General features: G+C 70.0%; 10 protein-coding genes. 4 read left to right on the top strand and 6 right to left on the bottom strand.

Annotated features, from left to right (window positions below):
* The first annotated feature begins 69 nt into the window (after window positions 1–69).
* Window positions 70–1,155 carry a 2Fe-2S iron-sulfur cluster-binding protein gene (locus ABTZ89_RS29865; RefSeq protein ID WP_351050904.1) on the top strand — a complete coding sequence of 362 codons (1,086 nt, stop codon included), beginning with the start codon at window positions 70–72 and terminating at the stop codon, window positions 1,153–1,155.
* 49 nt (window positions 1,156–1,204) lie between these two features.
* Here the strand turns inward: ABTZ89_RS29865 and ABTZ89_RS29860 are convergent, their stop codons facing one another.
* Window positions 1,205–2,551: an FAD-binding oxidoreductase gene (locus tag ABTZ89_RS29860; RefSeq protein WP_351050902.1), complete on the bottom strand. Its 1,347-nt coding sequence runs from the start codon at window positions 2,549–2,551 to the stop codon at window positions 1,205–1,207.
* A gap of 61 nt (window positions 2,552–2,612) precedes the next feature.
* Here ABTZ89_RS29860 and ABTZ89_RS29855 point away from each other — a divergent pair, with 61 nt between their 5' ends.
* Window positions 2,613–3,581 carry a helix-turn-helix transcriptional regulator gene (locus ABTZ89_RS29855; RefSeq protein WP_351050899.1) on the top strand — a complete coding sequence of 323 codons (969 nt, stop codon included), beginning with the start codon at window positions 2,613–2,615 and terminating at the stop codon, window positions 3,579–3,581.
* A 143-nt stretch (window positions 3,582–3,724) separates the two neighbouring features.
* A complete protein-coding gene (locus tag ABTZ89_RS29850; protein ID WP_351050896.1) occupies window positions 3,725–3,901 on the top strand; it encodes a hypothetical protein in 177 nt (58 codons plus the stop codon).
* Window positions 3,902–4,041: 140 nt separating this feature from the next.
* Here the strand turns inward: ABTZ89_RS29850 and ABTZ89_RS29845 are convergent, their stop codons facing one another.
* From ABTZ89_RS29845 to ABTZ89_RS29825, 5 genes are read right to left on the bottom strand one after another with little or no spacing between them, the layout of a single operon-like run.
* Window positions 4,042–5,214 carry a lipid-transfer protein gene (locus ABTZ89_RS29845; protein ID WP_351050894.1) on the bottom strand — a complete coding sequence of 391 codons (1,173 nt, stop codon included), beginning with the start codon at window positions 5,212–5,214 and terminating at the stop codon, window positions 4,042–4,044.
* Window positions 5,211–5,636 (bottom strand): MaoC family dehydratase, encoded by a 426-nt coding sequence (locus ABTZ89_RS29840; RefSeq protein WP_270949241.1) that lies wholly within the window; start codon window positions 5,634–5,636, stop codon window positions 5,211–5,213. Before ABTZ89_RS29840 ends, ABTZ89_RS29845 begins: the two co-directional genes overlap by 4 nt.
* Window positions 5,633–6,580 (bottom strand): bifunctional MaoC family dehydratase N-terminal/OB-fold nucleic acid binding domain-containing protein, encoded by a 948-nt coding sequence (locus ABTZ89_RS29835; RefSeq protein ID WP_351050891.1) that lies wholly within the window; start codon window positions 6,578–6,580, stop codon window positions 5,633–5,635. The genes ABTZ89_RS29840 and ABTZ89_RS29835 overlap by 4 nt, the downstream gene beginning before the upstream one ends.
* A gap of 12 nt (window positions 6,581–6,592) precedes the next feature.
* On the bottom strand, window positions 6,593–7,765 hold the full coding sequence (locus ABTZ89_RS29830; RefSeq protein WP_351050888.1) for an acyl-CoA dehydrogenase family protein: 1,173 nt from the start codon (window positions 7,763–7,765) through the stop codon (window positions 6,593–6,595).
* A 12-nt stretch (window positions 7,766–7,777) separates the two neighbouring features.
* Window positions 7,778–8,812 carry an acyl-CoA dehydrogenase family protein gene (locus ABTZ89_RS29825; RefSeq protein WP_351050907.1) on the bottom strand — a complete coding sequence of 345 codons (1,035 nt, stop codon included), beginning with the start codon at window positions 8,810–8,812 and terminating at the stop codon, window positions 7,778–7,780.
* 259 nt (window positions 8,813–9,071) lie between these two features.
* On the opposite strand from ABTZ89_RS29825, the gene ABTZ89_RS29820 reads away from it, so the two are divergent.
* On the top strand, window positions 9,072–9,755 hold the full coding sequence (locus ABTZ89_RS29820; protein WP_351050885.1) for a class I SAM-dependent methyltransferase: 684 nt from the start codon (window positions 9,072–9,074) through the stop codon (window positions 9,753–9,755).
* Window positions 9,756–9,790 lie beyond the last annotated feature (35 nt).

Below are 9,790 nucleotides of genomic sequence, written 5' to 3'. Positions count from 1 at the left end.
GTCGTGAGTGCGTAACAGTGTTCGAACACTGTTACGCACTCACGACCCAGAAATCTCTAGGAGCCAGTGATGCCTGAGCCTGCTCGGTTGCGGGTCGTCGGGGTCGTCGACGAGACGGCGGACAGCCGTTCGCTGGTGTTCGAAGCACCACCGGACTGGTCCTACCGCCCCGGCCAGTTCCTCACCTTGCGGATCCCCAGCGATGAAACCGGATCGGTCGCGCGCAGCTACTCGCTGTCGAGCTCCCCGCACGTCGACGACGCCATGCAGGTGACGGTGAAGCGGGCCGGCTACGGATCGAACTGGTTGTGCGACAACGTGGTCGCCGGGTCCGAAGTGGACGTGCTGCCACCTGGTGGCGCGTTCGTCCCGGGTTCGCTGGACGAGGACTCGCTGCTGCTGGCCGCTGGCAGCGGCATCACGCCGGTGATGTCCATCGCGAAGTCCGTGCTGGCCGCCGGAACCGGCCGCATCGCGCTGGTCTACGCCAACCAGCACCAGGACTCGGTCATCTTCGCCGCCGAGCTCCAGGAACTGGTGGCCCGGTACCCGGATCGCCTGCTGGTCGTGCACTGGCTGGAATCGGTCCAGGGCCTGCCGACGGCAGCGACGCTGCGCGAGCTGGTCCGGCCGTTCGCCGACCGCGAGTGCTTCGTGTGCGGCCCGGGCGGTTTCATGGACACCGCCGAGGAAGCGCTCCGCGAGCTCGACGTCCCCCGCGCCCGGACCCACATCGAGCGCTTCGTCTCCCTCAAGCGGAACCCGTTCGAGCGCAAGAAGCGCAAGTCCACTTCCGCCGCAACGGATTCCAGCACCGAACCTGCTCCGGCCGAGGCGACCAACGCCGAGCCGGCCCAGCGCGAACCTGCCGACGGGTCAGCGGACGCGACCGTCGAGGTCGACCTCGACGGGGAGCGCCACGAACTCCGCTGGCCGCGCCAGAAGCGCCTGCTCGACCTCCTGCTGGACAACGGCGTCGCGGCCCCGTTCTCCTGCCGGGAAGGAGCGTGCAGCGCCTGCGCCTGCCGCATCGAGAGCGGCGAGGTCAAGATGGTCCAGAACGAGGTCCTGGAGCAGGAGGACCTGGACGAGGGCATCATCCTCGCCTGCCAGTCGCTCCCCATCACCGACCGGGTCCGCGTCACCTACGACTGACCCCAGGTGGTGCCGATTCCACGAGGAACCGGCACCACCTGCTCCGGGGTCAAGCCGGGGGGATGTGGTGGTTCAGGCGGAAGGTGTTGCGGGGGTCGTAAGCCGCCTTCATGGCGCGGAGGCGCTCGTAGTCGGGAGCGTCGTAGGAGGCCCGGACGTCGTCGGGGTTGGCGCTGCCGCCGGCGAGGAAGTTGAGGCAGCGACCGCCCGTCGACCAGCGCTGCATCTCGTCCATCACGAGGTTCTGCAGCGCGTTGGCGGCGTCCACCGTGTCCTCGTCGACCTTGGAGTTCAGCCCGAAGACGTAGGCCGCGTCCCGGTTCCCGACGCAGTTCTCCGCCTGCCGCGACAGGGCACCGCCGAGGTGGCGCACCTCGACGACGCAGCGCTGCGGTGCGTTCGGGCCGACCAGGTCCAGCAGGGTCTTGATCGCCGCGTCGTCGAAGTCGCGCAGCATCGCGTTGGTCGACACGTACGGCATCGGCTGGGTCGGGTCGTTGCAGATCGAGCCGACCTCGCGGTACGGCATCACGCGCACCGAATCGATCAGCCGCGGCCCGATCGCGCGCAACGGTTCGACCAGCCGCTCCCCTTCCTCGGCGTCGCCGGCGTAGGCGATCCGCACGTGCGCGACGTGGCGCCCGCGCAGCGGTTCCGGCAGCGCCGGGATGTCCGGGAACGGCACCAGCGCGACCGAGGAGGTCATCTCCTCCGGCAGGTCCCGGGTCCACCGCTGCCAGGTCGTCAGCACGTCCTCGATCTGGTGCGCGTCGAAGTACAGCGCCCCGCCGTAGAGCTCGGCCACCGGAACCAGGTCGACCTCCATGCCGGTCACGACCCCGAAATTGCCGCCCGCACCGCACAGGGCCCAGAACAGCTCGGACTCGGCGGTGACCCGGCGCAGCTGCCCGTCGGCGGTGACGATCTCGATGGCCCGCACGTGGTCGGCGGCGTAGCCGTAGCGCCGCGCGAGGTGCCCGATCCCGCCGCCCAAGGTGTAGGACACCGCGCCGACGTGCGGGGCGCTGCCGGACAGCGGCGCCAGCCCGAACTCCGCCGCCGCCTCGACGACGGATCCCCACTGCACTCCCGCCTCGAACCACGCCGTCCGGCGCTCGGCGTCGATCCGCACCTCGGTCATGCGGTTGGTGGTGATCAGCACGCCACCGTCCACCTCGGCGGGCACCCCGTGGCCCTGGCTCTGCACCGCGACGGCCAAACCCCGCTCCACCGCGTACGCCACCGCGGCCCGCACGTCGTCCGCACCGGTCGCCCCGACCACGACGTTCGGTCGACGCCCCCGGAAGGTCTGGAACCCGGAGCGTTCGGTGTCGAAGTGCTCGTCGGAAGGGGACAGGACTGGGCCGTTGGTGGTCAACGCGGAGAAGTCGTTCATGATGACGACCCTAGAACACCTTCCGGACAGATCTTGTCCTAAAGGACGCGATAATGGGGTTATGACGACTTTGCCCGCCCGGCTGCTCCGGTTGTTGTCGCTGCTGCAGAGCAGGCGCGAGTGGTCCGGCGCCGAACTCGCCGACCGCCTGGAGGTCACCGGCCGCACCGTGCGGCGCGACATCGACCGCCTGCGCGAGCTCGGCTACCCCGTCTCCTCCACCACCGGGACCGCCGGCGGATACCGGCTGGAGTCGGGGAAGAACCTGCCGCCGCTGCTGCTCGACGACGACGAAGCCGTGGCGGTGGCGGCCGGCCTGCTGACCGCGGCCAGCGGGAGCATCACCGGCATCGAGGAGAGCTCGATCCGCGCGCTGGCCAAGCTGGAGCAGGTGCTCCCGGCCCGGCTGCGCGCCCGGGTGGCGGCCGTCTCGGGCGCCACGGTGCCGATGGTGGTGCGCGACGGCCCGCAGGTCGATGCGGCGACGCTGGCCACCGCCGCCGCGGCCTGCCGGGACCGCGAAGTCCTGTCGTTCGACTACGTCAAGCGCGATGGCGCGGCGCAACCCCGACGGGTGGAACCGCACAGCGTCGTAGCCGTCGTCGGGCTCTGGTACCTGATCGCCTTCGATCCCGAGCGCGACGACTGGCGCACCTTCCGCCTCGACCGCCTGCAGGACCCGCTGGCCACCGGACGCCGTTTCGAACCCCGCGAACTCCCCGCCGAGAGCGCCGCGGACTACCTGCGCAGCTCCATCGCCGACGCGCCCTACCGCTACACCGCGCAGGTTTCAGCGCAAGCTCCCGCAGAGGTGGTGCGCGAACACCTGCACCCGCTGCTGCCCAGCCGGGTGACGCCCACAGGTGTCAACGACTGCACCGTCGAACTGGGCGAGGACTCGCTGTCCCGCATCACCCGCCAGATCGCCGCGCTGGCCGCCCTCGACGTCGAGTTCACCGTCGACACCTCCGACGAGCTGCGAGAACAGCTGCGCGCCACTCTGCGCCGGGGCCTCGACGCCCTGTCCTGACCCGGCATCACCCGATCGATCAGCTCTCGGATTGGATCGCCGCGAACGGGGAATCCCCCGGGGGACCGACCATTTGCACCTTTTCTTCGACGCGATCTCAGCCGACGTGAAGTCCTGAGAGCACGATGATCAGGAGCGAACCAATGGGTGTCAGCGGCGTACTCCAGGACGAACTCGCACGTTCCCGGACCTGGACCACACCGCCCAGCAACAGCACGGCCGTCCTGCGCATGGACGAATGCCCGCAAGGCGGAGGCCACGCCCCGATGCCCAAGCAAGGCGGAGGCCTGATCTGCATCAAGTGCGGCCAAGCCTGCTGACCGAACCGCAGTTTCAATTGAAACTGTGATCCGCCGTGGCTGGAACCCGCAGTTTCAATTGAAACTGTGGTCCACATCGTGGGATCCGTGCGACTCCCCCAACGCCGGGGGTCTGCAGTTTCAATTGAAACTGCAGATCTTCACGCCGCGGACAGGACCAGGCCGCTGGTGGGGACTCCGGTTCCTGCCGTGACCAGGACGTGGTCGACGTCGGGGACCTGGTTGACCGCCGTGCGCCGGATCTGGCGGACCGCTTCGGCGATGCCGTTCATGCCGTGGATGTAGGCCTCGCCGAGTTGGCCGCCGTGGGTGTTCAGCGGGAGCCGTCCGCCGAGCTCGATCGCGCCGTCGGCGATGAAGTCCTTGGCCTCGCCGCGTCCGCAGAAGCCGAGCTCCTCGAGCTGCACCAGCACGAACGGGGTGAAGTGGTCGTAGAGGATGCCGACCTGGACGTCCTGCGGCCCGATCCCGGACTGCTGCCACAGCTGCCGGGAGACCACGCCGAGTTCCGGCAGCGCGGTGAGGTCCTCGCGGTAGTAGCTGGTCATGGTGAACTGGTCGGTCCCGCTGCCCTGCGCCGCCGCGGCCACCAGGGCCGGTGGGTTGGGCAGGTCTCGCGCCCGCTCCGGGCTGGTCACCACGATCGCGACGCCGCCGTCGCTCTCCTGGCAGCAGTCCAGCAGCCGCAGCGGTTCGGTGATCCAGCGCGACGCCTGGTGGTCGGCCAGGGTGATCGGGCGCTGGTAGAACCAGGCGTTCGGGTTGGTCGCGGCGTGCTTGCGGTCGGCCACCGCAACTCGGCCGAAGTCCTCGCTGGTCGCACCGTAGGCGTGCATGTACCGGCGGGCGAACATGGCGACCTGCGCGCCCGGCGTGGCCACCCCCATCGGGTAGGTCCAGCTGTTGTCCAGGCCGGTCGAGGTGGGCGCGCCCGCGAGCGCGGTCTGCACCTGCCCGAACCGGTTCCCGGACCGCTCGTTGAAGGCCCGGTAGCAGACCACCACCTCGGCCATCCCGGTCGCGACCGCCATCGCGGCCTGCTGCACCGTCGCGCAGGCCGCGCCGCCGCCGTAGTGGATGCGGCTGAAGAAGCTCAGCTCCGGGACGCCGAGTTCTCGCGCCACCGCGACTTCGGTGTTGGTGTCCATGGTGAAGGTGACCAGACCATCCACATCGGACGGTTCCAGTCCCGCGTCGGCGAGGGCAGCGCGCACCGCCTCGGCGGCCAGCTGCAGCTCGCTGCGCCCGGAGTCCTTGGAGAACTCCGTGGCTCCGATGCCCACGACCGCCGCGCGGCCGGAGAACTCGCTCATCCCGCCACCTCCGGCAGTTCGACCCGAACCGTCCCGCTGACGTGCGTGCCCAGGCTGTTGCGCCCCAGCACCTCCACCACCAGCACCGATCCGTCGCGTTCCAGCACCTGGCCGTGCATGGTCAGCACCTCGTAGGCGTAGCAGGGCACGCCGAGCTTGATCGCCACGCCGCGCACCAGCGCCTCCGGGCCGGCCCAGTCGGTCACGTAGCGCTGCACCAGCCCGGTCGTGGTGAGGATGTTGATGAAGATGTCCTTCGACCCCTTGGCCACCGCCAGGTCGCGGTCGTGGTGGACGTCCTGGAAGTCCCGCGTGGCGATCGCGGTGCTGACCACGAACGTCGGGCTGACCTCGATGTTCTCCTCCGGGAGGGAGTCGCCGATGGCGACCTCTCCCAGCAGTCGAGTCCGTGCGAGCGTCATGAACCCTCCGTCGGCTCGGGCCGCCAGATGGGCAGCGTCAGCTCTTCGTCGATGCGCTGGAAGTCGACCCTGACCCGCTGGCCGATCTCCACCTCGTCCGGTGCCACGCCGTGCAGTTCGCCGAGCACGCGCACCCCTTCGTCCAGTTCGACCAGGGCGACCACCAGCGGCAGTTCCTTGCCCGGTACCGGCGGGTGGTGGTGCACGACGTAGCTGTAGACCTCGCCCCGCCCTTCGGACACCAGGTGGATCCGTTTGGTGGCACCGCATTCCGGGCACATCGGTCCCGGTGGGTGCCGCAGCAGCCCGCACTGCCCGCAGCGCTGGATGCGCAGTTCCCCGGCCGCGGTGCCTTCCCAGAAGTAGGCCGTGTCCGCGCCGATGGCCGGCCGGATCGCGCTCGCACCGGTTTCCCGTTTAGGCTCCTCGGGTTTCTGCTCCGGTGGGCGGAACTTCAGCACCCGGAACAGCATCTCGGCGACCGGTTCGTCGCCGGCGAACCAGGTGTTGCGGGTGGTGACGAACCAGCCCTCGCCGAGCGCGGTGGTCTTCGGCCCGACCACGCTGTCCAGCTTGGTCGACACGCTGAGCTGCTCGCCGTGCCGCAGGTACCGGTGGTAGGTCTGCTCGCAGTTGGTCGCCACCACGGAGGTGAACCCGGCCTCGTCGAGCTCGGCCATCATCGCGTACAGCGGATCATCGGGGTCCCGCTGCGGGTTCAGCCCGCCCATCGTCCACACCTGCACCATCGCCGGCGGCGCGACCAGTCCACCGTGGACGGATTCGGCAGCGGCGGATTCGGAGGTGTAGACCGGGTTCTGGTCGCCGATGGCCTCCACCCAGTTGTTGATCATCGGCAGGTTGACCGGATCGCGCGCGGCCCGCGGTGCGCTGGCTCCGCGCTCCTGGATGCGGTGAGCGGCGTCGGTGATCGAGCTGGTCATGTTCCCTCCGGCTCAGCGGGGCACTCGGGGCAGGTCGAGCCCGGCGGTGGCGATGAGTTCGCGCTGCACCTCGTTGACCCCGCCACCGAAGGTCAGCACCAGGTTCCGCTTGTACTGCACGTCCAGCCAAGACAGCAGGTCCGCGGTGTCCGCATCGGACGGATCGCCGTGCCTGCCTACCACCTCGGCCAGCAGTCGTCCCAGGTCCTGGATGCGCTCGGACGAGAACACCTTGGTCGCCGAAGCGTCCGCGATCGCGACCGGCCCGTGCGCCGCGGCCGCGGCGACCTGCCAGTTCAGCAGCTCGTTGACCCGCTCCTCCGCGCGCGCCCGGGCCAGCACCCGGCGGACATCGGGCAGATCGAGCAGCGGCGTTCCGCCCGGAGCGGTCCGGGCGGCGGCCCAGGCGTGCACCCGTTCGCGCAGGCTTGCGATGCGACCGGCCGGGCCGAGCATGACCCGCTCGTGGTTGAGCTGCGTGGTGATCAGCCGCCAGCCCCGGTCCAGCTCCCCCACCAGCATCGATGCGGGCACCCGCACGTCCTGGTAGTAGCTGGCGTTGACGTGGTGCGCGCCGTCGCAGGTGATGATCGGCGTCCACGAGTAGCCGGGGTCGGTGGTGTCGACGATCAGGATCGAGATGCCCTTGTGCTTGGGCGCGTCCGGATTGGTCCGGCAGGCCAGCCAGATGTAGTCGGCGTCGTGCGCCCCGGTGGTGAAGATCTTCTGCCCGTTGACCAGGAAGTTCTCGCCGTCCCGCACCGCCGTGGTGCGCAGCGAGGCGAGGTCGGTGCCGGCGTCCGGTTCGGTGTAGCCGATCGCGAAGTGGATCTCGCCCGCGAGGATCTTGGGCAGGAAGAACTCCTTCTGCTCCGGCGTGCCGTAGGCCTGCAGCGTCGGCCCCACCGTTTGCAGCGTCACCGCGGGCAGCTGCACGTCCGCGCGGGCGGCTTCGTTGGCGAAGATGAGCTGTTCGACGTCGCCGAACCCCCGCCCGCCGTACTCCACCGGCCAGCCCACGCCGAGCCAGCCGTCGCGCCCCATCCGGCGCACGACGTCGCGATGCGCCTGGCAGTGCCGGTCGACGGCCAGCTGCTCGCGCTCCTCGGACGTGACCAGCCCGCTGAAGTAGTCGCGCAGCTCGGCTTCGAGCGCGCGCTGCTCGGCGGTGAGTTCGATGAACATCGACACCTCGTTTCAGGCTCGTACCGCGAGCTCGTCCAGGCGGTGGTGCGCACCGCCGACGAGCCGGGCCAGGTCCGCGATCAGCGACGAGTAGCGGTGCAGCGGGTAGGTGATGTCGAGGCCGAGACCGCCGTGCAGGTGGTGGCAGGTGCGCAGCATCGCGGGGGCCTCCTCGGCCAGCCACCAGGCGGCGATGTCGAGGTCCTCGGTGGCGTCGAGCCCGGACCCCAGCCGCCAGCACGCGGAGAGCGCGGCCAGGTGCAGGGTACGGGCGGCGACGTAGGCGTCGGCGACCTGCTGGGCGACGGCTTGGAACGCGGCCAGCGGCTTGCCGAACTGGTGCCGCGTCCGCAGGTGCTCGGCGGTGAGCGCCAGGGCCCCGGCGACCGCGCCGTCGCCGATCGCGCAGATGCCAGCGATCGCGCAGGCGTGCAGGTCGGCCAGGGCGGTTGCGCCACCGAGGAGTTCTGCCGGGGCTTCGTCGAACCGGACCGTCCACTCGAATCCCGACGAAGTGCGGGTCCGGTGCAAGGTGACTCCCGGCCCCGCCGGATCGACCAGCGCCACTGCCGGACCGTCCGGGGTCGTCGTCGAAACGAGGAACCGGTGCGCTCGATCGGCGTGCAGCACTCCGGACTTCGTCCCGGACACCTTCTGGCCGTCCATCGCGGTTCGAGGGTGGCCGGGCATCGGCGACGACGGTTCGTTGAGAGCTGCGGTCAGCTGCTTGTCGCCGAGCAGCTCCTCCTGCTGCTGCGGAGTGCCGTGCCTGACGACGGGCAGGACACCGAAGGCGAGCGCACTCAACGCCGGGACATCGGCGGCGACCCGACCGACCTCGGTCAGCACGACCGCGGTCTCCAGCACCCCGAGCCCGGCGCCGCCCAGCCGCTCCGGAACCGCCAAGGAGAGCAGACCCGCGTCGTCCAGCGCCTTCCACGCGGCGGCGTCGAAACTCGTTCCATCACCGCCGCGGGATTCACGCCGCAGCACCTGAGCAGCCAGTTCCTGGATGTCCTGCTGCGTTTCCTCGAACGCGAAGTCCATCATCCCCGCCCCACCTAGACCACGAAGTGAAACTTGTTCTAGTGATACCTCCGAACCCACCCAGAAGCAAGCCCCGGTCCCACTCCCGTCCACCCCCGCCGGGCAGTCGTTTTCGCGAGAAACCACGCCGCTGGCGGATGGCGGCGGAGCACCCGCGCGGACGGCACCAGGGCGCGATTCGTAGAACAGCTTCTACCGGAACTGGACAGTTCAGGAGGTAGTCTCGGGGCGCACGGAAACCCATCGCGAAGGAGCACCAGTGACGCAGGGATCGGCCATCGAGCGCCCGCAACACCCACCGATCCCGGACGGGCTTCGCGAGCTCGCCGAGCAGGCCACCGGGTTCATGCCCGCCGACGAGGGCCAGGCCCTCTACGAAACCGCGCTGGAGCACCTGGGCACCGGGCTGGCGGTGGAGATCGGCACCTACTGCGGCAAGTCCTCGATCTACCTCGGCGCCGCCGCCCGGCACACCGGCGGCAGGGTCGTCACCGTCGACCACCACCGCGGTTCCGAGGAGCACCAGCCCGGCTGGGAGTACCACGACCCGGGCCTGGTCGACCCGCTGGTCGGCAAGCTGGACACGCTGGGCGAATTCCGGCGCACCATCGCCCGGGCCGGGCTGGAGGACGAGGTCACCGCGATCGTCGGCCGCTCCGGCGACGTCGCCGGGTTCTGGCGCACCCCGCTGTCGCTGCTGTTCATCGACGGCGGGCACACCGATGCGGCGGCCGGCACCGACTACGAGGGCTGGGCGCACTGGGTCTCCCCCGGCGGTGTCCTGGTGATCCACGACGTCTTCCCGAACCCCGAGGACGGCGGCCAAGCGCCCTACCGCATCTACTGCCGAGCCCTGGAAACGGGATCCTTCGAGGAAATCCGGGTCACCGGCTCCCTCCGAGTCCTCCGCCGAACCACCGGAGAACCGGGCTCCCTCCCCTGACCCGCACTCCCCCACCCGGGGCACCTTCCCACTCC

Source organism: Saccharopolyspora sp. NPDC002686 (assembly GCF_040295745.1).
In the GTDB taxonomy this organism is placed as follows: domain Bacteria; phylum Actinomycetota; class Actinomycetes; order Mycobacteriales; family Pseudonocardiaceae; genus Saccharopolyspora; species Saccharopolyspora oryzae.
This window is presented reverse-complemented; position numbering and strand designations above follow the sequence as displayed.